The organism is Kitasatospora sp. NBC_00315, assembly GCF_041435095.1.
In the GTDB taxonomy this organism is placed as follows: domain Bacteria; phylum Actinomycetota; class Actinomycetes; order Streptomycetales; family Streptomycetaceae; genus Kitasatospora.
Map to the genome: position 1 here is coordinate 7,529,157 of NZ_CP108025.1, position 23,344 is coordinate 7,552,500.

The 23,344-nt window shown below is 72.0% G+C and carries 26 protein-coding genes; 19 read left to right on the top strand and 7 right to left on the bottom strand.

Annotated features, from left to right (window positions below; genetic code table 11):
* Positions 1-133: 133 nt before the first annotated feature.
* From OG823_RS31330 to OG823_RS31345, 4 genes are all read right to left on the bottom strand, one after another.
* A complete protein-coding gene (locus tag OG823_RS31330) occupies positions 134-1,495 on the bottom strand; it encodes a tetratricopeptide repeat protein (RefSeq protein ID WP_371483543.1) in 1,362 nt (453 codons plus the stop codon).
* Entirely contained in the window at positions 1,492-2,268 is a 777-nt protein-coding gene (locus OG823_RS31335; protein ID WP_371483545.1) for a class F sortase, read from the bottom strand. Before OG823_RS31335 ends, OG823_RS31330 begins: the two co-directional genes overlap by 4 nt.
* Positions 2,265-3,905, bottom strand: a complete 1,641-nt coding sequence (locus tag OG823_RS31340) for a DUF4331 domain-containing protein (protein WP_371483547.1) — start codon at positions 3,903-3,905, stop codon at positions 2,265-2,267. Before OG823_RS31340 ends, OG823_RS31335 begins: the two co-directional genes overlap by 4 nt.
* A 247-nt stretch (positions 3,906-4,152) precedes the next feature.
* Entirely contained in the window at positions 4,153-5,301 is a 1,149-nt protein-coding gene (locus OG823_RS31345; protein WP_371483548.1) for a HoxN/HupN/NixA family nickel/cobalt transporter, read from the bottom strand.
* Between the two features lie 373 nt (positions 5,302-5,674).
* Here OG823_RS31345 and OG823_RS31350 point away from each other — a divergent pair, with 373 nt between their 5' ends.
* The 10 genes from OG823_RS31350 (at position 5,675) to OG823_RS31395 (ending at position 15,902) form a co-directional block, all read left to right on the top strand.
* Positions 5,675-7,123 carry a DUF4331 domain-containing protein gene (locus OG823_RS31350; protein ID WP_371483550.1) on the top strand — a complete coding sequence of 483 codons (1,449 nt, stop codon included), beginning with the start codon at positions 5,675-5,677 and terminating at the stop codon, positions 7,121-7,123.
* Between the two features lie 125 nt (positions 7,124-7,248).
* Positions 7,249-8,547 carry a tetratricopeptide repeat protein gene (locus OG823_RS31355; RefSeq protein ID WP_371483552.1) on the top strand — a complete coding sequence of 433 codons (1,299 nt, stop codon included), beginning with the start codon at positions 7,249-7,251 and terminating at the stop codon, positions 8,545-8,547.
* The gene (locus tag OG823_RS31360) at positions 8,544-10,271 is read left to right on the top strand and encodes a nickel/cobalt transporter (protein ID WP_371483554.1); all 1,728 of its coding nucleotides are present in this window, start codon (positions 8,544-8,546) and stop codon (positions 10,269-10,271) included. The genes OG823_RS31355 and OG823_RS31360 overlap by 4 nt, the downstream gene beginning before the upstream one ends.
* A gap of 17 nt (positions 10,272-10,288) precedes the next feature.
* On the top strand, positions 10,289-10,630 hold the full coding sequence (locus OG823_RS31365; RefSeq protein ID WP_371483555.1) for a hypothetical protein: 342 nt from the start codon (positions 10,289-10,291) through the stop codon (positions 10,628-10,630).
* Between the two features lie 316 nt (positions 10,631-10,946).
* Positions 10,947-12,008: an acyl-CoA dehydrogenase gene (locus OG823_RS31370; RefSeq protein ID WP_371483556.1), complete on the top strand. Its 1,062-nt coding sequence runs from the start codon at positions 10,947-10,949 to the stop codon at positions 12,006-12,008.
* Positions 12,005-12,817 (top strand): PIG-L deacetylase family protein, encoded by an 813-nt coding sequence (locus tag OG823_RS31375; RefSeq protein WP_371483557.1) that lies wholly within the window; start codon positions 12,005-12,007, stop codon positions 12,815-12,817. The genes OG823_RS31370 and OG823_RS31375 overlap by 4 nt, the downstream gene beginning before the upstream one ends.
* Positions 12,814-13,464 carry an SAM-dependent methyltransferase gene (locus tag OG823_RS31380; RefSeq protein WP_371483558.1) on the top strand — a complete coding sequence of 217 codons (651 nt, stop codon included), beginning with the start codon at positions 12,814-12,816 and terminating at the stop codon, positions 13,462-13,464. Before OG823_RS31375 ends, OG823_RS31380 begins: the two co-directional genes overlap by 4 nt.
* Positions 13,461-14,183 (top strand): glycosyltransferase family 2 protein, encoded by a 723-nt coding sequence (locus tag OG823_RS31385; RefSeq protein WP_371483559.1) that lies wholly within the window; start codon positions 13,461-13,463, stop codon positions 14,181-14,183. Before OG823_RS31380 ends, OG823_RS31385 begins: the two co-directional genes overlap by 4 nt.
* 139 nt (positions 14,184-14,322) lie before the next feature.
* Positions 14,323-15,240: a Rieske 2Fe-2S domain-containing protein gene (locus OG823_RS31390; protein ID WP_371483560.1), complete on the top strand. Its 918-nt coding sequence runs from the start codon at positions 14,323-14,325 to the stop codon at positions 15,238-15,240.
* Between the two features lie 185 nt (positions 15,241-15,425).
* The gene (locus OG823_RS31395; RefSeq protein WP_371484271.1) at positions 15,426-15,902 is read left to right on the top strand and encodes a ferritin-like domain-containing protein; all 477 of its coding nucleotides are present in this window, start codon (positions 15,426-15,428) and stop codon (positions 15,900-15,902) included.
* A gap of 166 nt (positions 15,903-16,068) precedes the next feature.
* Here OG823_RS31395 and OG823_RS31400 read toward each other — a convergent pair whose 3' ends face one another.
* From OG823_RS31400 to OG823_RS31410, 3 genes are all read right to left on the bottom strand, one after another.
* A complete protein-coding gene (locus tag OG823_RS31400; protein WP_371483561.1) occupies positions 16,069-16,242 on the bottom strand; it encodes a CsbD family protein in 174 nt (57 codons plus the stop codon).
* A 185-nt stretch (positions 16,243-16,427) separates the two neighbouring features.
* Positions 16,428-17,510, bottom strand: coding sequence for an SRPBCC family protein (locus tag OG823_RS31405; protein WP_371483563.1), 1,083 nt, complete (start codon positions 17,508-17,510; stop codon positions 16,428-16,430).
* Between the two features lie 3 nt (positions 17,511-17,513).
* Positions 17,514-18,398 carry a histone protein gene (locus OG823_RS31410; protein ID WP_371483564.1) on the bottom strand — a complete coding sequence of 295 codons (885 nt, stop codon included), beginning with the start codon at positions 18,396-18,398 and terminating at the stop codon, positions 17,514-17,516.
* Positions 18,399-18,902: 504 nt separating this feature from the next.
* Between OG823_RS31410 and OG823_RS31415 the strand changes: the two genes are divergently transcribed.
* From OG823_RS31415 to OG823_RS31455, 9 genes are all read left to right on the top strand, one after another.
* Complete coding sequence (locus OG823_RS31415; RefSeq protein ID WP_371484730.1) at positions 18,903-19,274, top strand: gas vesicle protein; 372 nt, start codon at positions 18,903-18,905, stop codon at positions 19,272-19,274.
* 70 nt (positions 19,275-19,344) lie between these two features.
* Positions 19,345-19,797: a gas vesicle structural protein GvpA gene (locus OG823_RS31420; protein ID WP_371483565.1), complete on the top strand. Its 453-nt coding sequence runs from the start codon at positions 19,345-19,347 to the stop codon at positions 19,795-19,797.
* Position 19,798: 1 nt separating this feature from the next.
* Positions 19,799-20,512, top strand: coding sequence for a GvpL/GvpF family gas vesicle protein (locus OG823_RS31425; protein ID WP_371483567.1), 714 nt, complete (start codon positions 19,799-19,801; stop codon positions 20,510-20,512).
* Between the two features lie 13 nt (positions 20,513-20,525).
* On the top strand, positions 20,526-20,777 hold the full coding sequence (locus tag OG823_RS31430) for a gas vesicle protein GvpG (RefSeq protein WP_371483568.1): 252 nt from the start codon (positions 20,526-20,528) through the stop codon (positions 20,775-20,777).
* Positions 20,778-20,808: 31 nt separating this feature from the next.
* Complete coding sequence (locus tag OG823_RS31435) at positions 20,809-21,273, top strand: gas vesicle protein (RefSeq protein ID WP_371483569.1); 465 nt, start codon at positions 20,809-20,811, stop codon at positions 21,271-21,273.
* A complete protein-coding gene (locus OG823_RS31440) occupies positions 21,270-22,091 on the top strand; it encodes a GvpL/GvpF family gas vesicle protein (protein WP_371483571.1) in 822 nt (273 codons plus the stop codon). Before OG823_RS31435 ends, OG823_RS31440 begins: the two co-directional genes overlap by 4 nt.
* The gene (gvpJ, locus tag OG823_RS31445) at positions 22,088-22,330 is read left to right on the top strand and encodes a gas vesicle protein GvpJ (RefSeq protein WP_371483573.1); all 243 of its coding nucleotides are present in this window, start codon (positions 22,088-22,090) and stop codon (positions 22,328-22,330) included. Before OG823_RS31440 ends, gvpJ begins: the two co-directional genes overlap by 4 nt.
* Positions 22,327-22,734 carry a gas vesicle protein K gene (locus OG823_RS31450; protein WP_371483575.1) on the top strand — a complete coding sequence of 136 codons (408 nt, stop codon included), beginning with the start codon at positions 22,327-22,329 and terminating at the stop codon, positions 22,732-22,734. The genes gvpJ and OG823_RS31450 overlap by 4 nt, the downstream gene beginning before the upstream one ends.
* 145 nt (positions 22,735-22,879) lie before the next feature.
* Positions 22,880-23,338 (top strand): SRPBCC family protein, encoded by a 459-nt coding sequence (locus OG823_RS31455; protein ID WP_371483576.1) that lies wholly within the window; start codon positions 22,880-22,882, stop codon positions 23,336-23,338.
* Positions 23,339-23,344 lie beyond the last annotated feature (6 nt).

Genomic DNA, 23,344 nt, shown 5'->3' on the forward strand with positions numbered 1-23,344 from the left:
GCCCACGCACGGATGTGGCGTCGGAGCCGATAGAGCCCTTGTCGCCGCAGGCCCGATTGCTGGAGCACGTTCAGGTGCGTGACGACGCCGTCGGCCGCGGAGGGCGTTGAGCTGCTGTTGGTCCGTGAGATCTTCAGGCGGCGGGGTTCTGGGGTGCGTCGAGTGCCGCGCGTGCCTGGGGGGCGTAGCGGGGGTGGAAGCGGGGGTTGATGGCGAGGGCCGTGCCGAGTTCCTCGTGGGCTGCGGCGGTGTCGCCGAGGGTCGCCAGGATTGCGGCGCGGTGGTAGTGGAAGAGGGCGTTGCGGGTGCCGAGCGTCAGGGCCCGGTCGGCTTCGACGAGGGCTTCTCGGTCTTGGCCGGCCGCGTGCAGGGCCCAGGCGAGGGCGTCGTGGGACTCCAGGAATGGACGGGTCTGCACGCCCTTGCGGGCGATGGCGACTGCCTTGTCGGGGTCGCCGTGGTCGGCCTCGAAGAGGGCCGCGTCGGCGTCGGGGGTGACGCCGTTGTCGGTGAGGAGTTGCTGTTCGGCGCGGAAGACCTGGTACTGCTGTTCGGCTTCGTCGGTGCGGCCCAGGGACTGGTAGAGCTCGCCGAGTTGGAGGACGTATTCGGGCAGTGGGGTTCGCTGGGCGGCCTTGGCGAGGTCGCGGACGGCTGAGTCCGGGTCGCCCAGTGCGGCTTCCGCTCTGGATCCGGCCTGCAGCAGCGGGGTGTAGGAGGGTGTCGCCTTGAGGCCGGCCTCGGCTTCGCGCAGCGCGCCGTCAAAGTCGCCGGAATTGAAGGCGAGTTCGCTCAGGTAGTAGTGCGTGAACGCCCGGTCGCCCGGGTTGGCGGCGTCCTGCAGGGCCCGTTGCATCCAGGTCCGGGCGGTCTCGGTGTCGCCGCGCAGTTCGGCGACGTAGGAGGCGCGGGCGAGCGAGGGGGTGCCGGGCTTCAGGTCGACCATGTGCTGGACCGCGTCGGCGGCCTGCTGGTACTGCCCGAGCTGCGTGAGGGCGTCGGCGAGGGCCCCGTACAGCGAGGAGTTGTACGGGTTGACGTCCACGGCGCGCTGGGCCCAGTCGAGGGCGGCGGCGAAGTTGTGGCGGCCGTTCTCCAGCGCCGCCATGCCGCCCAGCGCGGTGAAGTTGTCCTGCGCCGCCAGGCTCAGGGACCGTCGCAGCGCCTCTTCGGCCTTGGGGTAGTACGTCGGGTCGGCGCTGTTCTTGGCCTGCTGGACGTAGTCCAGGCCGAGGGTGGCGAGTGCGGCGGCGTCGTCGGGGGTGCGGCGCAGCTGGTCCTGGAGTGCGGTGATGGCCGTGGTGAGGGTGTCGCCGCTCGCGATCGCACCGCGCTGCGTCGACGGTTCGGACGGCCGGCCCTCGGCCGGGTCGCCCTGCCAGGGGGCGAGAGCGAGAGCGCCGGTCAGGAACAGGCCGACGCCGAGCACGGTGGTGACGGCGGCGGAGAGCAAGGTCCGGCGCCGCCCGGGCTGCCGGCGTTGGGGGTCGCTCATGTCCTTCTTCCGTCGGATGCGGATGCGGATGCGGGTGTGGGGGCGGATGCGGGGGAGGGTGTCGAGGGCGGCGGGGGCGGGGTGGTGAGGCTCGCGTAGACCACGAGGTTGTCCGGGTACTCGTGTTGCGCGCGGTCGTAGGTGCCGCTGCAGGTGATGAGTCTCAGCTGGGGCGCTCCGCCGTCGGTGTAGACCTGGTCGTCCGGGAAGGCGGCCTTGTCGTACTGGCGCAGGGCCTGGACGGTGAAGGTGACGGTGGTCAGGTCGCTGCGGTCGACGGTGATCGTGTTTCCCGGTCGCAGGGCCGAGAGCCCGGCGAACGCGGCGGGCCCGGTGAGGGAGTCGACGTGCCCGACGATGATCGCGGCGCCCGAATCGCCCGGTCTCGGGCCCTCGCTCCACCAGCCGACCTGGTCGGGATCGGCCGGCGCGGCCAGGTGGCCGTCCTGTTCCACGTGCAGGTCGGTGAGGGGGTCGTCCAGGCCGATGCCGGGTATCCGGACACGCACCGGTGGCGCCGCGGAGAGTGTCGCCGGGCCGGCCGAGGGGGCAGCCCCGGGCCCGTCCGGGGGCAGCTCGCCGAAGTCGGCCGGCCTCTGCTGCGTCGCGCTGGGGGCCAGGAGCGTGCGGGCGCCGGCACCGGCCAGGGAGAGCCCCGCGAGCAGGACCAGTCCGGCCGCGAGGCGGACGCGGCGTCGGTGGCGGGCGCGCCGCGGCCGCCCGTCCTCGGTGGCGGAGGACGGGCGGCGCGGTGTGGCGGGGCTACCGGTCATGCCCGGTTGGCACGGCGCCGGCGCAGGGTCAGGAAGCCGGCTCCGGCGAGCAGGACGCCGCCGCCGAGCGCGGCGGCGGCCACCACGGGGGTGTCGCCGCCGGCGGCCAGGCCGCCGAGACCGGCACCGATGCCACCGCCGGGGTGCGCGGAATCGGCCTGGTTGACCGCGGCGGTGTTGGGCAGTGCCACGTAGGGGAAGGAGTCACCGGGCCGGCGGTAGGGGGTGTCGACGGCGTCACCGGCGGCGAGGGCGGGCACGATCTGGCCCGTCTGTGCCGCGCCCTCCAGGGCCTGCAGTTCGATGTCGACGACGTCGTCGTTGAGGCGACGGCCGTTCGGGAAGCCCGCCAGGTCCTGGCCGAGGACACCCAGCCGGTTGGGAGCGGCGGCCGGCGGCACGGACATGTTCAGCCGCAGCTCCTCGGAGGGGACGAACTTGTCCTTGACCACGTCCGCGTTCAGGAGCTGTGAGTTGAGGTCCGCCTGAATCGGGCCGCAGGCCTTGCAGACTCCGGTCAGGAAGATCTCGACGAGGTCCTTGCGCGGCGTGGCGGGGGCGGGGATGCCGTAGATGTTCTGGATGAGCTTGGGCACGATCGGGTCGAGGACCTTGTCGACCACCGGGGTGACGGTGTGGTCCTGGTCCGGGTTGAGGGTGTTGAAGGCGTCCTTGTACTTGAGCGGCACGACCACCTCGTTGACCAGCGGGTTGCCGAGCCGGGAGACCTGGTGCCAGCCGCCCTCGCCGCCCTTGTCCGCGCCGGCCTCCGCGCCCTTGCCCTCGCCGCCCTTGTCGGCCACCACCGCGCCCTTGCGGTCCGTGGTCGACCAGACGCCGATGACGGGGTTGCGGGTGGCGTCGCCCTTCAACGCCAGATCCTTCTTGGGGACCTGGATGGCGATGGTGTTGATGTTGTAGCCGGCGAGCGTGTCGTGGCCGGTCTCGGAGAGGTTGCCGCCGTACAGCAGGTCGAAGACCCGCAGATCGAGGAAGAACGGATCGGCCGCCTGCCCGGCGAAGCTCTGCCCGCCGTCCGCCAGCGGCACCACGGCCTGACCGCGCAGCGTGGCGTAGTCGGGCATCGAGGCCTTGCCGACGTCGGACGGCGCGGTCGGGGCGTCCTTGAGGAGAGTCCTGGTGGCGCCGCTCGCGTCGGTGACGGTCAGGGTGTACGTCTGGCGGAAGTTCAGCGTCGGGTCGTCGAAGGACTTCACGACGCCGGTGTTGTAGAGGAACTGGTCGGCGTCGTCGCGGATGTGGTCGCTGAAGGTCCAGGTGTAGGTGGTGTCCGCGTTGCCGTCGCCGTCACTGTCGATCTTGATGTTGTAGCGGGCGTCGTTGGCGAACGGATAGAAGTTCGGTCCTCCGTTGGGCTCCTGGAACGGGATCCAGTTCGCGACCAGGGTGACGGTGTCGGGTTTGTCGGGGCTGGTGAAGGCGTAGACGTCGGTGTTGTCGGCCTTCGGGTCGCCTGCGATCAGCGGTGCCTCGCGGTGGCTGGAGGCGGAGCTGACACCGGGGGTCAGCCCGGTCAGTGCTCCGGCGGCCACCAGTGAGATGGTGCCCAAGGTGGCCAGGGCGCGCTCGGTCGAACGGGCCGACGGGCTGCGGCGGGGCGGGCGGGGGTGCGGCATGAGCCATCCGTTTCCGGTGAGAGCCGCAGCCCGTCGTCCTCGGCGCGGTGCGGCTGGGAGCGTTCGACGCTCGAAGCCCACGCGGACGCTGCGATCCTGCCGTCCTCCCGGTTGGCGGGAGCGCGACCGATGCCACCGTCGTGTGACCTGAGCTGCTCACAGGTCAGCACGGCCGGGACCACCCCTGCCACGGGGGTGAGCCGATCGGGTCGTCACGGGTGAGGAAAGAGCGCCGTCTGAGTGGCACTCACTCCGCCGGCCGGTCCACCTCGGTCAGGCCGGCGCTCCAGCGCTGTTCGATGCGCCCGTACTTCCACACCAGCAGAGCGAGCGCCCAGGTCGCGGCGAACAGGGCGACGACGGCGAAGCCGACGGTGTTGAGGTCCAGTGACGAGACCCAGTCCCAGAACACGCCGTGCAGGGCGAGCTTGTCGGCGAGCAGCCCGAGCAGCTCGACGCTGCCGATGACCAGGGCCACGGCCACGGACAGGCCGGTGACGGTGAGGTTGTAGTAGATCTTGCGGACCGGCTTGGAGAACGCCCACCCGTAGGCGAAGTTCATGAACGAGCCGTCGATGGTGTCCAGCAGCGACATGCCGGCCGCGAACAGGACAGGCAGGCAGAGGATCGCGTACCAGGGGAGCCCCGTAGCGGCGCCGGAGCCCGCCAGCACGAGCAGGGCGACCTCGGTGGCGGTGTCGAAACCGAGGCCGAACAGCAGCCCCACGGGATACATCTGCCACGGCTTGTCGATCGAGCGCATCACCCGCCCCAGCAAGCGGTTCATCAGGCCCCGGTCGGCGAGCTGGCGCTCCAGCGCGGCCTCGTCCAGGTGCCCGGCGCGCAGCTTCCGCAGGACCTTCCAGATCCCGAGCAGGACGACGAGGTTGATCGCGGCGATGACGTAGAGGAACGTTCCCGAGACGGTGGTGCCGATCAGGCTGGTGACCCGGTGCAGCCGTGAGGAGTCGTCCCGCAGGGGCCCGGCCAGTGACTTCACGCCGAAGGAGAGCAGCAGGGTGAGGCCGAAGACGACGCTGGAGTGGCCGAGGGAGAACCAGAAGCCCACGGACAGCGGGCGCTGCCCCTGGCCCATCAGCTTGCGGGTGGTGTTGTCGATCGCGGCGATGTGGTCGGCGTCGAAGGCGTGCCGCATGCCCAGCGCGTAGGCGGTGACACCGATCCCCAGGCCGAAGGACTGCCCGTTCACGCTGTAGTGGCCGGGGGCGACGACGGCGACGAGGGTCGACCAGCCGATGACGTGCAGGGCGACGATCACGGCCGCCATGCCCGCGAAGCGGCCCCACTCGGGGCGGGTCATCAGGGCCCGGAGCCGCGCCGGTCGTGACGGCGGGCGGTTGACGATCGGCGTGGTGGGGGTTGCGGTGACAGCCATGAGCGCTCGTCCTTCGTCCGCGGCGACCGGAGCAGCAGCAGAGCACTGGTCTCCTATCTGCACTATATGTGCAGATACCTGACTCCATCAGGTGCAGTCGGAGTGCATGAGGGGCGCTCAACTTCCGCGAGGCGCTCCTTGATTCACCACCACACCGTGAAACGAGCCCCCTCCCTGGCTGCGATGGACGCGCCGCGGAAGGGCCGTCCGGGTGGCGAACGTGGTCCGTACGGGTGACCTGACCCAACCGGCCAGCGCGCGGCAGCGGAGAGCAGACACGGGGCCGTCATCCTCCAGGCGTAACCACAGGCCGGCCCCCCGAAGCAGCAGCACCCAGCCGGCGACCCGTCGCCCCCACCCGAAAGCGAGCACGATGAACCCTGCACTCGGACGCGCCCGATCCAAGACCACCCTGCGCACCGCGGCCACCCTGGGCGCGATGAGCCTGGCGCTCGCCACCAGCGCCCTGGCCGGACCGGGCGCCGGGGTCGGAGCGGCGTCCAGTCACCGCGAGGCACCGCTGATCGCCGCGGACCCGCAGGTCGACAACACCGACGTCTACGCCTTCACCAGCCCCGACAAGCAGGACACCGTCACCCTGGTGGCCAACTGGCTGCCGTTCCAGGAGCCCAACGGCGGCCCGAACTTCTACCCCTGGGCCGACGGCGCGCACTACGACATCAACATCGACTCCCAGGGCACCGGCAAGCCCGACCTCACCTACCGCTGGACCTTCCACACCGAGGACCAGCGCGGCACCAACACCTTCCTCTACAACAACGGCGTGGTGAACAACCTCACCGACCCGACGCTGCTCTTCCACCAGTACTACACGCTCCAGGAACTGCGCCAGGGGTGCGACCCGGTCACCCTGGTCGAGCACGGCACCGCGGCCCCCTCGGACACCGGCAAGGCCTCCATGCCGAACTACGGGCAGCTGCGCGACCAGGCGACCGTCCAACTGCCCGGCGGCGGGCAGACCGTGGCGACCCAGGCCGCCGACCCGTTCTTCCTCGACCTGCGGGTCTTCGACCTCCTCTACGGCGGCAACCTCTCCGAGGTGGGCCAGAACACCCTGGCCGGGTACAACGTCAACTCGCTGTCCATCCAGGTGCCCAAGAGCGCACTCGCCTACAAGGGCGACCCGACCCGCAACCCGGTCATCGGCGTGTGGTCCAGCACCGAGAAGCAGACCCTCAAGCTGAGCCCCGGTAAGGCGGAGCCGGCCGGCAAGTTCGTGCAGGTGTCGCGCCTGGGCAACCCACTGGTCAACGAGGTCGTGCTGCCCGCCGGTCTCAAGGACGCCTTCAACTCGCTGCCGCCGTCCGAGGACCACAACCAGCCGGCCGTGGTCGCCAAGGTGCTGAACCCGGAGGTGCCGCAGCTCATCCAGGCGATCTACGGCCTGCCCGCCCCGGCCACGCCGCGCACCGACCTCCAGGAGATCTTCCTGACCGGAATCGCCAAGGCCACCGGCGGCCCCTTCCAGGTGGACCTCAACTCCCAGCTGATGAACCAGGACATCAACCCCAGGAAGTTCGTCCCCGCCGAGGAACTGCGGCTCAACATGTCCACCCCGGTCACCGCCAACCCGGACCGGCTCGGCATCCTCAACGGCGACTTCCAGGGCTTTCCCAACGGCCGCCGCCTCACCGACGACGTCGTCGACATCGCCCTCCAGGTGATGGAGGGCGCCACCCCCGGCCACCTGATCGGCGCACTCGCGGCCGGCGACAAGGTCGACACCACCGACAAGCCGTTCGGCACCACCTTTCCCTACATCGCCACCCCGTACGCCAAGGCCGTCAACCAGCCCAACTGACCCCCGGTCGCGGCGGGTGCCGTCCGGACACACCCGGACGGCACCCGCCGCCCCTCGTACCGACCCCCACCGGGAGCAGGCCGCCGCCGCGGCCACCGGCTCCCCGCCCGACCGAAGGATCCGGGATGCGCCGTCTGCCCCTGCTGCTCACCACCGCCGCGCTGTGCGGCGCCCTGGCCGCATTCGGCGCACTCGGCCGGGAGGGGCCACCCGCGGACACCCCGGCGGCAGCCTCCGCACCGCGGACCGGGAGCCTCGGCCAGGCCATCAGCGCCGACCAGCAGCGGCTGCACACCCTCCCCGGCGATGCCACCGGGTGGGCCCGGCTCGGCGCGGAGTACGTCGAACAGGCCCGGCTCACCGCCGACCCTTCGTACTACCCCAAGGCCGACGAGGCCCTGCACACATCGCTGACCCTGCAGCCGGAGAACAACGTCGACGCCCTCACCGGCCTCGGCGCACTCGCCAACGCCCGCCACCTGTTCGCCGACGCCCGGGACTTCGCCGACCGCGCCATCGCCCTGGCCCCTCAGCACTGGCCCGCCTACGCCGTCCTCGCCGACGCCCGCACCCAACTCGGCGACGACACGGGCGCCACCGAGGCCGTCCAACACCTGTTGGACCTGCGGCCCGGCACCGCCTCCTTCACCCGCGCCGCCTACGACCTCGAACAGCACGGCCGCACCGACGACGCCCGCCGAGCCCTCCAACAGGCCCTCACCGGTGCCTACGACCCCGCCGACAAGGCCTTCTGCCAGTACCAGCTCGCCGAACTCGACCGCAATGCCGGTCACCCCGAACAGGCGCTGGCGGGCTACCGCCAGGCCCTGGCCGCCGACCCCTCCTACACGCCCGCACTCGCCGGCGAGGCCCGCGCCCGAGCCGCTCTCGGTGACCCGGACGCAGCCGTGCACGACTACACCGCCGCCATCGCGATGGTCCCGCTCCCGCAGTACCTGCTGGAGCTCGGCGAACTCCAGGAGTCGCTCGGCCGCCCCACCGAAGCCCGGCAGCAGTACCGGCTGCTCGACGCGGAGCAGCAACTCGCCGCCGCCAACGGCGTCGTGGACGACCTGACGATCGGCCAGTACCGGGCCGACCACGGCGACCCCGCCGACGCCGTCACGCTGCTGCGCGCCGAATGGCAGCGCCGCCGCAACGTCCAGGTCGCCGACGCCCTGGCCTGGGCCCTGCACCGACAGGGCTCGGACGACGAGGCCCTCCCGCTCGCGGAGCAGGCCCAGCAACACGGCTGGCACAACGCCCTGTTCGCGTACCACCTCGGCGAGATCGAACGCTCCCTCGGCCACCCCGACGCCGCCCGCGAGCAACTGGACCTGGCCCTGCGGACCGACCCGTCCTTCTCCCCACTGCTGGCCCCGCAGGCCCGCACCGCCCTCACCGCACTCGGAGGAAACCCGTGACCCACCGTCGACTCCTCCAGCGGTCGGCCGCCGCAGCCGGCGGCGCGCTGTGGCTGCTGGGGCCGGCCGCAGCCACCGCCCAGGCACACCCACTCGGCAACTTCTCCGTCAACCACTACACCGGCCTCACCGTCCACACCGACCGCATCGACGCCCTCGCCGTCACCGACACCGCCGAGATCCCCACCCTGCAGGCCGCACCCGCCGTCGACACCGACGGCGACGGAACCCAGAACGACACCGAACGCGCCACCTGGGCCACCACCCGCTGCGCCGAGACCGCCGGCAAGCTCTCGGTCACCACCCCGCAGCGCCTCACCTGGACCGTCGCCTCCGCCGTGTTCGGCTACCAGGAGGGGCAGGCCGGACTGCGCACCAGCCGCCTCGAATGCCGGCTGAGCGCAGCACTGGACCTGGCGGGCGGCCCGTTGGCGCTGCGGGTCGAGACCGGCGCGGACCCGACCAGGGTCGGGTGGAACGAGATCACCGCCAAGGGCGACGGCGCCCACCTGGAACACTCGACGGCGCCCGAGGTCTCGCCCTCCGGCGAACTGCGCGACTACCCCCGCGACCTGCTCGACACACCACGCGGCGACACCACGGCCACCTTCACGGCCGTCGCCGGTGACGCGGTCGGCGGCGGGCGAGTCGCGCAGGCGGGGGCGTCCGGGAGCGGCGGCCTGACCGCCCGCTTCGAGGCACTCTCCCGCCGCCTCAGCGCGCTCGCCGGGGCCGAGCGGCTGACCGTACCCGTCGGCCTGCTCGCGATCCTGCTCTCCGTGGTGCTCGGGGCCGGCCACGCCCTGCTCCCCGGCCACGGAAAGACGGTGATGGCGGCCTACCTCGCCGGCCGTAGGGGCCGCACCCGCGACGCCGTCACCGTCGGCGCGACCGTCACCCTCACCCACACCGCCGGAGTCCTCGTCATCGGACTCGCCCTCACCACCTTCTCCACCCTCGCCGGCGACACCGTCCTCGCCTGGCTCGGCGTGCTCAGCGGCGCCCTGGTCGCCGTCGTCGGCGCCGCACTGCTCACCGGCGCCCTCCGCCGCGCCCGCCCGCGGTCCGGGCCCGTCCTGACCGAGGGCGCGCACGCTCACCGGCATCCCGCCCTCGTGGGCGCCGCCGGGCCGGCACCGGAGATCCTCCCGGCCCGGCCCGTCCCCGCGCACCACGAAGGGCACCACGGACACGGGCATGACCACGGGCATGACCACGGGCATGACCACGGGCATTCGCACGACCGCACTCACCACCGCGAACACGGCCACGACGAACACGGCCACGACGAACACGGCCACGGCGAACACGGTCACGAAGAGCTGAAGCCCCACCGGCACGGCCTGTTCGGCCACAGTCACACCCACGGGCCCACCACGTCCGAGGCGCAACCGTTCAGCACCCGGGGCCTGGTCGGGCTCGGCATCGCCGGCGGCCTCGTCCCCAGTCCCTCGGCACTGGTCGTCCTCCTCGGCGCCATCGCCCTCGGTCGCACCGTCTTCGGCGCCGCCCTGGTCGTCGCCTACGGCCTCGGCATGGCCGCCACCCTCACGGCCGTCGGGCTCCTCCTCGTCCGCATCGGGGACCGGTTCGGCAGGATCGCCGACCGCCCGGCGTTCGCCGCGGTACGACGTCTCGCACCCCACACCGCCGCGCTGACGGCGCTGCTCGTCCTCGTCGTCGGCCTCGGTCTGATCGCCCGCAGCCTGCCGCCCATCCTGTGACCTCCCGGAGACCCCGCATGACACCGCACCGCGTCCTGCCGCTCGCCGCCCTGCTGGCCACCGTCCTTCTCGGTGGTTGCGGGGCGTCCGACGACGGGAGCCTGGACTCCCAGGCCGCCACACCCACCCCCACCTGCCTGGTCCACCAAGCGAATCAGCCGGCGAACCGCTACACCGACGGCACGGGCGCCGACACCCGCTCCGTCCTGGAGATGATGCGCTACTACACCGCCAACGGCACCAAGGCCTTCTGCGACGGGAAACCCCCGACCAGCACCGATCTGCGCTGGATGAACCTCTACACCACCCTGGGCGGCGACGGCGCCCACGTGCCCGCCCGGCCGGCGGACAAGCCCTGAGCAGTCCGACAGGAGCGGAATCGACCATGCCCGCCCCCGGACCGGTGCGGAGCGGGAAGGCCGCCCGGTCCGGTGGACGGTGATGTCCCTCCGGGGCCCCCGCCGGTCGTGGCGATCGGCGCCGTGGCTCCACCGCCGCGCGTGCGGTCGGCGAAGGGCGGGTGCAGAGTCGGAGCAGAGCGGGGCGCCCCTCGTGCGCCCCGGCCGATGACTCGGAGCCCCCGGTGACCGCTGGTTCGTCCTTTCGACCGTCCACCCTGCCGCCGTGGCCCGTGCGCCTGCCGCGCCAGCCCGACCCCCGCAGGGAGGGCACCTGATGACCACCGGCGCGGTGCCGACCGGTGTGCTGACCGGACCGGCCGGGCCCCCGAATCCCACGGCCGACGCGGAGCAGCACCGCCGCTGCATCGCGGAGGCGGTGACTCGGATGGCGGCGTGCGGAGAACTGGACCTGCCGCTGCCCGGCGCCGGGCGGACCCGCGCCCGGTGGGAGGCGCTCACCCGATGGGCGCAGTGGGACCTGTCCCTGGCCCGGCTCGCCGAGGGACACACCGACGCCATCGCGATTCTCGCCGAACTCGACTCTCCGGATTCGCGGGAGCCGCCGGCAGGTGGGGGAGATCCCCTCTGGGGAGTCTGGGCGGCCGAGCCGCCCGGCTACACATTGGAGGCGCACCGGGTGCCCGGCGGGTGGCGTCTGTCGGGGGTGAAACCGTTCTGCTCGGGCGCCCGGGTCTGCACGCACGCCCTCGTGAGCGCCCGCGAGGGGACGTTGCGGCGTCTGTTCGCCGTCGAGGTCGCGCAGCCGGGCGTCGCAGCGCTGCCGGACAGTTGGCCCGGCCCGGGCATGGCGGGCAGCGACACACTGGACGTGACCTTCGACGCCGTCTGGGCCGCCCCGCTCGGCGAGCCGGGCGCCTACGTGGAGCGCCCCGGATTCCACCACGGCGGGATCGGCGTCGCCGCGTGCTGGCACGGGGGCGCCCGCGCCGTCGCCCGCACGCTTCTCGCCGCCTCGCGGAAGTGGGACCTGGGGCCGCACGCACTTGCCCACCTCGGAGCCGTCGATGCCCGGCTGGCCACCGTCGACGCTCTGCTGGACCGTGTCGCCGCTGCCGTGGACGCCGACCCCGACGACAAGGACGGCGTCGCACACCTTCGGGCGATGCGGGTGCGCGCAGCCGTCGAGGACGCCGCCGATGACGTGCTGCGCCGGGTGGGCCGGGCGCTCGGCGCCACCCCGCTGGGCCACGACGCGGTCCATGCGCGTGCCGTCGCGGACCTGACCGTCTACCTGCGCCAACATCATGCGGAGCGCGACCTCGCCGACCTCGGCAGAGCCGCCTCCGCCGCGCGCCTGGACTGGGAGGACGTGTGACGATCCGGCCGGCCCCGCCCCTGTCCGCCCCCGACCCGCAGCCGCCGCCGACGGACCCGATCCAGGAACCCGGCACCCCGGAAGCCGACTGGCGGGCCTGGCAGGGGCTTCGCGCCCTGCCCGCCATCGACCCGCTCACCCACCTGCCGGCCACCGCGGGCCGCCGGCCCCGCGTGATGGTGGTCGCCGCCCATCCCGACGACGAGGTCCTCGGCTTCGGCGGCACCATCGCCGTCCTCGCGGCGGCCGGCGTCCGGCTGCGCCTGGTCTCCATCAGCGCCGGTGAGTCCTCCCACCCGCACAGCAGTGCCCCGGCTGCCCGCGATCTGGCGGCCATCCGTACCAGGGAACTGCACCAGGCACTGGGCCGCCTCGGCGCCGATGTGCAGAGCGTTTTCCTGGGCGTCCCCGACGGCCGGGTGGCCCGGCACGAGCGGGAGCTGACCGGCCAGGTGGCCGACCTGCTGCTGGACTGCGATCTCTGCGTGGCGCCCTTCAGCCGGGACCTGCACCCGGACCACGAGGCCGCGGGCCGGGCTGTCCTCGCGGCGGGCGCACGGCGCGACCTCCCGGTGTGGGAGTACCCGGTATGGGCATGGCACTGGGCCCTGCCCGGCGACCCGCGGCTGCCCTGGCACCGCGCGGCCCGCATCCCGCTGCCGCCAGACGCCCGAGCGCGCAAGCACGCCGCACTGGAGTGCTTCCGCAGCCAGATCCACCCACTGGGCGACCGGCCGGGCGACGGCGCGATCCTGCCCCCCGAGGAACTCGCCCACTTCCGCCGTGACTTCGAGGTGGTCTGGCGATGACCACTCCCGAGCAGGGCCGGCGCGGCGCCACGCCGGAGGACTACTTCACCCGGATGTACGCCGCCGAGGCCGACCCGTGGCAGCTCGCCGACCGCTGGTACGAACAGCGGAAGTACGCCCTCACCCTGGCGGCCCTGCCGAAGCCGGTCTACCGCAGCGCGTTCGAGCCCGGCTGCTCGGTCGGGGTCCTGTCCTCCCTGCTCGCCCCGCGCTGCCGGGCCCTGCTCTCGTGCGACCGGGAGGAGCGCCCCCTGGCCCGGGCCCGGCCCCGCCTCGCACACCTGCCGCACGTGCGCGTCGAGCGCTGTGTGCTGCCGGGCGACTGGCCCCGGGAACGCTTCGACCTCGTCGTCCTGTCCGAGCTGCTGTACTACTTCACGGCCGCAGGCGCAGCCGATCTCCTGGACCGCGCGGTGGAGGCACTGGAACCGGGGGGAACCCTGGAGCTCGTGCACTGGCGCCACCCGGTGGCGGACCACGCGCGGAGCGCCGACGCCGTCCACCGGCAGGCCCGTGCCCACCCGGCGCTGGTGCGGATCGCCGCGCACACCGAGCCGGACTTCCTCCTCGACGTGTTCAGCCGCCCCGAGCACCCGGGTACGTCGGCGGAGCGGCTGTCGGTCGCCGCCGCCGAGGGGCTGACGTGATCCGCGCGCTGGCCGTGGTCGTCCCGGCCCGCGACGAGGAGGAACTGCTCGGTGGCTGCCTGGACACCGTGCACCGGGCCGCGCGGCATCCGCGACTGGTGGACGTGCCGATCCGGGTGATCGTCGTCGCCGACGCCTGCACGGACGGTACCGCGGCGCTGGCGCGGCGGTACGGCGCGGACCTCGTGGAACTGACCGTGGGCAACGTCGGTGCGGCCCGTGCGGCCGGCAGCGAGCACGCGGTACGCCTCACCCGCGCATCCCTGCCGGGTCTCACGCTCGACGAGGTGTGGCTCGCCCACACCGATGCCGACTGCCGCGTCCCGGCGGGCTGGCTCGCCCGACAACTCGTCCACGCGGCAGCCGGATGGCACGCCGTGGTGGGAACCGTCCACGTCGCGGACTGGACCGGTCACCCGGAGGGCACCGCTGAGGCCTTCCGGCGGCACTACCGGCAGGGGTGGACCGCCGACGGGCATCGGCACGTCCACGGCGCGAACCTCGCCGTGCGGGCAGACGCCTACCGGACGGCCGGTGGCTTCGAGGCGCTCACCGTGGGAGAGGACCGGTCCCTGGTCGCCGCCCTGGAGGGTGCCGGCCGCCGGATCAGACGCACCACCCGACACCCCGTCATCACCTCGGCGCGACGCGATCCCCGCGCGCGGGACGGCTTCGGCAAGTTCCTCCGCAGCCTCGACCCGCTGACCGCTGACCGCTGACCGCTGACCGCTGACCGCTGACCGCTGACAGTCGAGGGTCGCCGTACCGGGCAGCTGCCGCCGTCCGGTACGCCGTCCGGTACGCCGTCCGGCCCAGGCCGAGCCGCGCAGGAGCGGGGGAGCGGGCAGCGTTGACGCCATGGGAATCCTCATCGCGCGTATCGGCAGCGCCTTCCGTTCGGACGGCGACGACATCGGCGTCCGAACCCTGAAGGCCCTCGACGCCGTCGCCTCGGCCGAAGAACTCGACAAGGTCACAGAGCCGCTGAAACGCGTCGTCCAGGGCCTGCCGCTGGGTCGCCTGCGCGACGTGCTGCACGGCCGGCCTCTGGGCCATCCACTGCACCCGGCGCTCGTCCAACTGCCCGTCGGGTCCTGGTTGTCCGCAGCCGTCCTCGACCTCGTCCCGGGATCCGAGCGGGCGGCCCGGCTGCTCGTCGGCGTCGGTGTCCTCACCGCCGCCCCGGCGGCGTTGACCGGCTGGGTCGACTGGGCCGAGCAGCACGAGCAGCAGATGCGTACGGGTCTGCTGCACGCCGCGTCGATGGCAACCGCCGTGGGCCTGTACGGCGCATCGTGGGTGGCCCGCTCGTGCGGTCGCCACCGGTTGGGGCGCGCCCTCGGGTTCGCGGGACTCACGGCCGCCGGCAGCGGAGCGGCGATCGGCGGCCACCTCGCCTACCGGCAGGCCGCAGGCGCGAACAAGACGGAGCCCGTCTCCCACCTCGTCGAGCCGGGCTGGCACGTCCTCGGGCGCGTGGCGGAGTTCACCGCGGGGGAGTCGGCGCGTCGCATGATCGGAGAGGTGCCGGTGCTGGTGGTCCGGGAAGCCGACGGGGTGTTCCACGTGCTGGCCGACCGGTGCAGCCACTTCTCGGGCTCCCTGTCGGAGGGCGAGCTCACCGACGGCTGCGTGACGTGCCCCTGGCACGGCAGCGTCTTCCGGCTCTCGGACGGCTGGAACGTGGGCGGACCCGCCACCGCCCCGCAGCCGCGCTTCTCCACCCGCACGGACGACGATGGCAACCTGCAGGCGTGGCTGCCCGCCGCCGGTTGAGCCCGGCCGGCCGCGCTGGTGTCGGGGTAATGCGAACCGGTGGCGTCCGGGGTCTTCGCGGTAGGTCGTGGCCGTCCTCGGGAAGACGTGCTCGGACGGTCCATTTCCAGCCCTGGGAGTACAGCGTGACAGGCGACGACTTCGTCATCGACGTGAGCCGGATCCGGGACGAGGCCCGGCAGAAGATGGCCGAGGGTGCGGTGACGAGTACCTACGGGCTCGACGTCCGGAAGGTGATCGCGGTCCTGAACGACGTGGTGGCGACCGAGGTGGTCTGCTGGCTGCGGTACACGCGGCACGCGATCTCGGCCGCCGGCATCGACCGTGCCCAGGTGGCGGCGGAGTTCACCGAGCATGCGGCCGAGGAGATGCAGCACTGCCTGCGTGCGGCGGAGCGCATCGCGCAGCTGGGTGGCGAGCCCGACTTCGACCCCGCCACTCTCGCCCAGCGTGCTCACACCGACTACACCACGCCGGACGAGAAGGACCTCAAGGCCATGCTGGAGCACAACCTGCTGGCCGAGCGCATCGTCATCTCGACCTACCAGGAGATCGCCCGCTGGCTCGGGGAGCACGACCCCACCACCCGCCGCCTCATCGAGTCCATCCTCGAAGAGGAGGAGGAGCACGCCGACGACCTCGCCGACCTCCTCGCCGCCTGACCGATTCCGTCGGCCGCCCCGGAGTCGGCCCCAGGCGCGGCCGTCCCAATCGCGGTCGTCCCGGGCTCGGTCGGCTCGGGTTCGGCCGTCCCGGGCTCGGTCGGCCCGGCAAGTGGCCGGGCCCAGGAGGATGCCGGACTCGCTGCCGGTGACGCACCGATCCCGACTAGTGCTTCAGTGCGTCCTTGGCCTTCTGGCCTGCCTGTCCCATGTCGCCCTTGACCTGCTCGGCCTTGCCCTTCACGACAAGGCTCTCGTTGCCGACGGCCTTGCCGGTTGCTTCCTTGGCCTTGCCCTTGACGGTTTCGGTCGTGTGCTTGATCTTCTTTCCCGCGCTCATGCGGTCCTCCTCGCATTCGATCCCCTTGCCCATCCTGCCCGTTTTCTGCATGTATAGGCAGCTTTAGGGCGAGCTGCGCTTCAAGCGCACGGATGCCGCCTCGGCCACGGCCACGGCCTCGGCCACCGACACCGTCTCGGGTCGCTCCGCTCTCGCCGTCGGCGACGACGGCCCGCGGTCCGGGGCTATCGGTCCTCGTCGCCGTACTCCTCCTCGGGTTCGTCGCCGGGGGGTTCCCCGTCCTCCTCCTCGTATTCGCTCTCGTCCTCGTCGTACTCCTCTTCGGGCTCCTCGCCGTACTCCCCCTCGGCCTCCTCCCCCTCGGCCTCCTCGCCGTCGTCCTCCTCGGCCTCCTCGTACTCGTCCGCGGGTCCGTCCTCGTCGTCGTACCGGCTTTCGTCGTCCTCGTCGTAGTCGTCGTCTTCCTCGGACCGGTCGTTCTGGGCGGCTTCCTCCTCCTCCATGGCTTCGTCGTGGGTGCGGACGACCTCGCCGTCGCGGATCTCTCCGCGCCATCCCTCCGCCTCGTCGTTGGTGAGGGAGACGTGCCGCTGGAAGTTCTTGAAGTCCAGGCGCAGACGTCTGCCCTGGGCGCGCCAGATGTTGCCGGTCTTCTCGAAGAATCCGTTGGGGTAGTACTCGACGACCAGGACGATGCGGGTGAGGTTCGGAGTGATCTCGTGGAAGCTGACGGCCCCGCGGGTGGATCCCTTCGCGCCCTCGGAGGTCCACACGATGCGGTCGTCGGGTATCTGCTCCTGGACGGTCGCCTTGAAGCTGCGCTTCGACGGTCCGACCTTGACCTTCCAGTCGGTGGTCACCTCGTCGCCCTGGGAGACGCTCTGCACGCCCTTGGCGAAGCCGCTGAAGTCCTCGTACTGGGTCCAGTGGTCGTAGGCGGTCCTCAGAGGAACGCCGACGTCCAGCGTTTCGACGATGTTCATGGCCTTCTTGCCGGCCTTGCGGCCGGGCTTTCCGCCGCCGCCGAAAGTCTCCTTGACCTTGTCGACGACGTTGTTCTTGATGCTTTTGGCCTTCTCGCCGAGGAAGGCCTTGGCCGGTGAGTCCCCCTGCAGGACGCGGGCGCCCACCTTGGGCAGTACGCCGCCGTTCTCGGCGACGTCGCCGAGCTGACCGGTGAAGTCGGAGACCTTGTCCCCGGCCTTCTCGACCAGGTGCTCCAGCTGGGCACCGAGATATCTGACGGCTTCCTCGCGCAGTCGGTCGACGCCCGACATGTCCGCGGACTTCTCCTCCGTCGCGGCCATGGTTCACCTCCGCCGGGTGCGTGTGGACGGTTTGGCGGCGGTGTTCTTGCTCGCAGCCGCCTTCTTGCTCGCAGTGGCCTTCTTGGCCGGTGCGGCCGTCTTCTTGCCCGCGGGCTTCGTGGCGGCGGACTTGGCCGGCGAGCGACCCGGCGACCGTTTGGCCGGGGGAGCCGTCTTGGCCGGAGCCCTCTTCGCCGGTGGGGCCGCCTTCTTCGCCGAGGGCGCGGCCTTCTTCGAGGGCTTGCGACCCGGGGCCTTGGGCGCGGACTCCTTGGGCGCGGACTCCTTGGGCGCAGCCCGGGGGGAGCGCGGCCGCTCGTCGCCGGAGGGGGCACTGCGGCGCCGGCGTGCCGGGCGCGGCTTCTCCTCGGCCTCGGCCTCGGGCTCCTCCTCCGGCTCTTCGTCCGCTTCGTCCTCGGGCTCGACCTCCTCCTCGTCCTCCTCGTCCTCCTCGTCCTCCGGCTCTTCGTCCGCTTCGTCCTCGGGCTCGACCTCCTCCGATTCCTCCTCGCCTTCTTCCGGTTCGTACTCGTCGTCGTAGGATTCCTCGTCCTGCTCCTCGTCGGCCGGCTTCGGCTTGCCGACGTTGAGCGTGCGTTCGCGCAGGGTGTCGGCGAAATCGCCGATGCGGCGATTGGCGGCCGCGACGACCGCCTTCTTGCCGGCTTCCATCAGTTCGCCGCGGACCTGTTCGTTCAGTTCGGCGACCTGCGGGACCTCGGCGAGCTTGCGCAAACCTTCGGTCGCGAGCTGGCGCGGGTCCAGGCCGAACCGCCGGCCCGCGAGGTAGGTGGCGGCGGCGAACGCGAGGCGTCCCTTCTTGGCGCGTCCGAGTACGTATCCGCCTGCGACGGCGGCCGCCAGGGCGGCCTTGGTGGTGTCCTTCATGGGGTCATCTCTTTCCGGCACGTGCCCCTCCTCAAGGGATCGACACCAGCGAAGGGGCCCACGGGTGCCACCACCCGGCGCAGGGCCGTGCTGATGTGCCTGCGCGTCAGGCGGGCGGGGAGCAGCCGTCGTGTCCACGGCAGTGCGTCAGTTGCGGCCGCCCACTGCCGCATCCGAGGGGCCGAACCGGACCGGCACGGGCCACGGCGGACTCCCCGACACACCGGAACCCCCCGACACACCGACGGCGGCTCCCGCACCTCCAGTCTGGGCAGTACACCCTCGGAGCGCACCCGGAGCGGCGACATGCTGCACGCGGCACGTCCTCGTGCAACTCGACGCCACCGGTGGCCCACGGCAGACGCGGCCACCGTGCGGCGGTCAGGAACGCGGAAGGGCGGCCCGCACCCGCCCTGGGTCTGGTAAATGGGTACTATGAGGACATATCTCGCGTGGGCGCAACTCGGTACGGCGCAGTGCGCGGTCTCCGACCCGGAGAAGGACATGGCCGTAGGCAAGGAGGAGGGCGCGAGGCCCCGCAGGCCTGCCGCCGCGCACCCGACGCCTCGGGGTGACCGGCGTCCGGCGGACCGGGCGCCAGAACACCCCCGGCGCCGCCTCTCCGCAGCCCACGCCATGCGCAACGCCGCCGAGCAGTTGGCTGAACTCCTGGGCCGCGTACCCGAGTCGGTGTCGGCGCTGAAGCCCGTCGAAGGAGGCTGGCAGGCCGACGTGGAGGTGTTGGAACTGGAACGCATCCCCGAGACGACCAGCGTGTTGGCCAGCTACCGGGTGACCCTCGACGCAGAGGGCGAACTGCAGTCCTACGAGCGGATCCGCCGCTACACCCGCGGACAGATCGACCGTCGCACCTGACACACCCGCTGCCGCGACGAAGTGAACGCATCCACTTCCACCGCGACGGGGGCCGGCGAAGGGAGGCACCGTGACCGTGGTGCCGCAAGGCTCGGCCAGTGTTTCCCGTGGAGGGAGCACCGGCAATCTCTACGACATCCTCGAACTGATCCTCGACCGCGGCCTGGTCATCGACGTCTTCATCCGGGTGTCCCTGGTCGGCATCGAGATCCTCAAGATCGACATCCGCATCGTCGTCGCCAGCGTCGACACCTACCTGCGATTCGCCGAAGCCTGCAACCGCCTCGACCTGGAAGCCGGGCGCAAAGCCCCGGCCCAGCTCACCGACATCGTCGGGGAGGTCACCGAAGGCGGAGCCAAGGGCAAGAGCAAGGGCGCCCTCAGCGGCGCCGTCGAAGCCGTCACCGACACCCTCCACCTCGGTCGCGACGACGACGGGAGCGAGGAGCAGGAGGAGAAGGAGCCGGCACCCAAACGCACCCGCCCGGCCACCCGCCGGCCCGCCAGGCGACGGGAGGAATGACATGGCCGTCTACGTCTACTCCATCACCGCCGCCGGCCACCCCCGCGACCTGGACGGTCTCACCGGCGTCGGACCCACCGCCCCCGAGCTGCGCACCGTGAGCGCCGGTCCACTGTGCGCCGTCGTCAGCGACGCACCGCAGGAGCTACGGCCCAAACGCCGCGACCTCATGGCCCACCAAGCCGTCCAGGAACGCCTCATGGCCCACGGCACGGTCCTGCCCCTGCGCTTCGGCCTCACCGCCCCCGACGACGACGCCGTACGCACCGCCCTCGAACAGCGCCACGACGAGTACACCCAGCGGCTGGCCGACCTCGAAGGCTGCGCCGAGTACCACCTCAAGGCCGCCATCGACGAGGACGTCCTGCTGCGCCAGATCCTGCAGGAGTCGCCCGAGGCCCGACAACTCAACGACGACATCAAGGCCGGCGACACGAACCCCGACCTGCCGCTCGCCCTCGGCGAACTGGTCGCCCAGGACGTCCTCGCCCGCCACCACGCCCTGGCCGCCGGAATCGTCGAGGCCCTGCGCCCGTACGCCCGCCAGGAGCGGATCTCGGAGCCGACCGGCGGCGACTTCCTGAACATCTCGTTCCTGGTCGACGAGGACCACCAGCAGCTCTTCCTCACCGCCGAGAAAGGTCTCACCAGCGAACTCGGCAGTGAGTTCGACTTCCGGCTGCACGGTCCCCTGCCCGCCTACAGCTTCGTCTGAAAGGCGCGAACCCATGGGCCTGCTCACCCAGATCCTCACCCTTCCGCTGGCACCCGTGCGCGGCACGGTCTGGGTGCTGGAGCGCGTCGTCGAGACCGCCGAGCAGGAGTACTACGACCCCGCCCCCGTCGAAAGGGAACTCGCCGCACTGGAGAGAGCACTCCTCGCCGGACAGATCGACGAGGAGACCTTCGACCGGCGCGAGGACGAACTCCTCGACCGACTGGACGAGATCCGAGCCCATTCCGCGCGAAACGGCCAGTGACCCGCAGCGGGCGAACGGAGGGCAGCACCCCGTGACCGACCCCATAGCCAACCGTCTCGGCTCCCTGCCCTCCCGATCCGCCCCGCCCTACAACCAGCCCTCCACCGCCAACCTCGCCGACATCCTGGAACGCGTCCTGGACAAGGGCATCGTCATCGCCGGCGACATCCAGATCAACCTCCTCGACATCGAACTGCTCACCATCAAACTCCGCCTGCTCATCGCCTCCGTCGACAAGGCCAAGGAAATGGGCATCGACTGGTGGGAACACGACCCCTCCCTCTCCTCCCGCGCCCGCCGGACCCCCTCCCTCGACGACGCCCGCGGCACCTCCTCCCTCGAAGAGGAGAACCGGCGCCTGCGCGAGCAGATCGAGACCCTGCGCGCCGACGCCGCACTGGCACCCGCCGAGGAGCCCGAAGCCGGAGCCGCGCCGAGCCCGGCCCGCCCCAAACGCTCCACCACACGTGCCAGGCCCACCCGAGGTGACCCATGACCGCCGGGTCCCTCGTCTACGTCTACGCCGTCGCCCGGGAGCCTGCCGCGACCCTGGTGACCATGGCGGGCACCCTCACCGGCGTCGCCGGCTCGCCGGTCCACCTCGTACTCCGGAGCCCCGCCCTGGCGGCGGTCGTCAGCCCCGTCCCCGAGCGCGACTTCCACGAGACGGCCCTGCGCCGGCACCTGGAGGACCTCGGCTGGCTCGAAGCACTCGCCAGAGCGCACCACGGCGTCATCGAGGCATTCTCCACGCACGCCACGGTCCTCCCGTTGCGCCTGGCGACGGTCTATCGCGACGACGACCGGGTACGCGCGGTGCTCCACGACCGGCAGGGGCTGTTCCTGGACAGGCTCGGGCGCCTGGACGGCCATGTGGAGCTGGGCGTCAAGATCTACGTCGACCGCGGATCCGACACCCCGTCCGAGCCCGCACCCCCTGCGGCGTCCTCCTCCGATCCGCCGCTCGGTCCGGGACGGTCCTACCTGCGCCATCGCCGTGCGGAGCAGGACTCACGAAACGACGCCGAGCGGGCGGCCGAGCGGGCGGCCGAGCGGATCGAGGCGACTGCCCGCGCTCACGCCGTCGAACGGGCCCGACACCGTATCCAGGAGGGCGAACTGGCCACCGCTCCCGGGGTGAACGTCAGCAACGACGCCTACCTCGTGCCCGCCGCCCACGCCGACGCGTTCCGCGCCGAGGCCCTGCGATCCACCGACGGCCTCACCGGGGTCCGGGTCGACGTCACCGGCCCCTGGGCCCCCTACTCGTTCGCCGGCCTCCCCGAGCCCGACCCGCCCGGGAGCGCACCGTGAACACCCCGGACCGCGACCCGGCCCGCTCCGGGACGCCCCTGCCGCAGCGACAGGCCGCCCTGATCGACCTGCTCGACCGACTGCTGAGCGGCGGCGTGGTCGTCACGGGCGACGTCGTCCTGTCCATCGCGGACATCGACCTCGTCCGGATCTCGCTACGCGCCCTCATCGTGTCGATCAGCGAACAGAACCCCGGCCCCTGGGGCGCCGGTCCGGCCGGGCGGACGGCGACGCCATGACCGCTGGTCCACCCGGTCGTCCCGACCGTTTCGACGAGGTCGCCCGAGCCGCCGCCCGTGCGTTCCGCCTCCTGCCGGCCACCCCTTACGACAGGCCCCCCGCAGGCCGCGACTCCCCGCAGCAGGTCCCCCGCAGGATCACCACCGGCTCCGAGACGGTCGAACGGGACCTGATGAAGCTCGTCCTCACGATTGTCGAGCTTCTGCGACAGCTCATGGAACGCCAGGCCCTCCACCGGGTCGAGGCCGGGGATCTCACCGAGGAACAGGAGGAGGATCTCGGGGCCACCCTCATGGCCCTGCACGACCGGATGACGGACCTCTGCGACCAGTACGGGCTGACCATGCAGGACCTCAACCTCGACCTGGGACCGCTGGGGCCCCTCCTGCCGCCGGCCGACTGATCCCGGCCGGCCCGCACCTGGTCGATCCGGCGGGCCGGCGGGCCGATCCCGGTTGTTAGAGGTCGGCAGGCAGGGGCAGGCGACTCACGACGCCGAAAACTCCGGCAGTGCCTCGCGGCACCGGATCTCTGGAGGAGGAGCCGAGATGAGCATGGTGAAGGAATCGGTCGAGGTGGACGTGCCGTTGCACACCGCCTACAACCAGTGGACCCAGTTCGAGGAGTTCCCGAAGTTCATGGAGGGCGTCGACGAGGTCGTTCAGCTCGATGAGCGGCGCAGTCACTGGCGCACCAGCATCGCCGGCGTCAGCCGGGAGTTCGACACCGAGATCGTCGACCAGTTGTCGGACGAGCGTGTGGCCTGGCGGACCACGGGCGGTGACGTCCGGCAGAAGGGGGTGGTGACCTTCCAGAGGCTGGACGACAGCCACACCCGGATCAACCTCGCCGTCGACTTCACGCCCGAGGGCGTGGCGGAGAAGGCCGGCGATGCGCTCGGCCTGGTCGACCGTCGGGTGAAGGGCGATTTGCTGCGCTTCAAGGACTACATCGAGCAGCGCGGCGTGGAGGGGGGCGGCTGGCGGGGCAGGATCAGGCCCGCGTGAGCAGAA

Bases quoted from the DNA above. Each gene is read 5' to 3' on its own strand.
- OG823_RS31330 (WP_371483543.1), bottom strand. From the start codon at position 1,495: ATGAGCGACCCCCAACGCCGGCAGCCCGGGCGGCGCCGGACCTTGCTC.
- OG823_RS31335 (WP_371483545.1), bottom strand. From the start codon at position 2,268: ATGACCGGTAGCCCCGCCACACCGCGCCGCCCGTCCTCCGCCACCGAG.
- OG823_RS31340 (WP_371483547.1), bottom strand. From the start codon at position 3,905: ATGCCGCACCCCCGCCCGCCCCGCCGCAGCCCGTCGGCCCGTTCGACC.
- OG823_RS31345 (WP_371483548.1), bottom strand. From the start codon at position 5,301: ATGGCTGTCACCGCAACCCCCACCACGCCGATCGTCAACCGCCCGCCG.
- OG823_RS31350 (WP_371483550.1), top strand. From the start codon at position 5,675: ATGAACCCTGCACTCGGACGCGCCCGATCCAAGACCACCCTGCGCACC.
- OG823_RS31355 (WP_371483552.1), top strand. From the start codon at position 7,249: ATGCGCCGTCTGCCCCTGCTGCTCACCACCGCCGCGCTGTGCGGCGCC.
- OG823_RS31365 (WP_371483555.1), top strand. From the start codon at position 10,289: ATGACACCGCACCGCGTCCTGCCGCTCGCCGCCCTGCTGGCCACCGTC.
- OG823_RS31370 (WP_371483556.1), top strand. From the start codon at position 10,947: ATGACCACCGGCGCGGTGCCGACCGGTGTGCTGACCGGACCGGCCGGG.
- OG823_RS31380 (WP_371483558.1), top strand. From the start codon at position 12,814: ATGACCACTCCCGAGCAGGGCCGGCGCGGCGCCACGCCGGAGGACTAC.
- OG823_RS31390 (WP_371483560.1), top strand. From the start codon at position 14,323: ATGGGAATCCTCATCGCGCGTATCGGCAGCGCCTTCCGTTCGGACGGC.
- OG823_RS31395 (WP_371484271.1), top strand. From the start codon at position 15,426: ATGGCCGAGGGTGCGGTGACGAGTACCTACGGGCTCGACGTCCGGAAG.
- OG823_RS31400 (WP_371483561.1), bottom strand. From the start codon at position 16,242: ATGAGCGCGGGAAAGAAGATCAAGCACACGACCGAAACCGTCAAGGGC.
- OG823_RS31405 (WP_371483563.1), bottom strand. From the start codon at position 17,510: ATGGCCGCGACGGAGGAGAAGTCCGCGGACATGTCGGGCGTCGACCGA.
- OG823_RS31410 (WP_371483564.1), bottom strand. From the start codon at position 18,398: ATGAAGGACACCACCAAGGCCGCCCTGGCGGCCGCCGTCGCAGGCGGA.
- OG823_RS31415 (WP_371484730.1), top strand. From the start codon at position 18,903: ATGGCCGTAGGCAAGGAGGAGGGCGCGAGGCCCCGCAGGCCTGCCGCC.
- OG823_RS31425 (WP_371483567.1), top strand. From the start codon at position 19,799: ATGGCCGTCTACGTCTACTCCATCACCGCCGCCGGCCACCCCCGCGAC.
- OG823_RS31430 (WP_371483568.1), top strand. From the start codon at position 20,526: ATGGGCCTGCTCACCCAGATCCTCACCCTTCCGCTGGCACCCGTGCGC.
- OG823_RS31440 (WP_371483571.1), top strand. From the start codon at position 21,270: ATGACCGCCGGGTCCCTCGTCTACGTCTACGCCGTCGCCCGGGAGCCT.
- OG823_RS31450 (WP_371483575.1), top strand. From the start codon at position 22,327: ATGACCGCTGGTCCACCCGGTCGTCCCGACCGTTTCGACGAGGTCGCC.
- OG823_RS31455 (WP_371483576.1), top strand. From the start codon at position 22,880: ATGAGCATGGTGAAGGAATCGGTCGAGGTGGACGTGCCGTTGCACACC.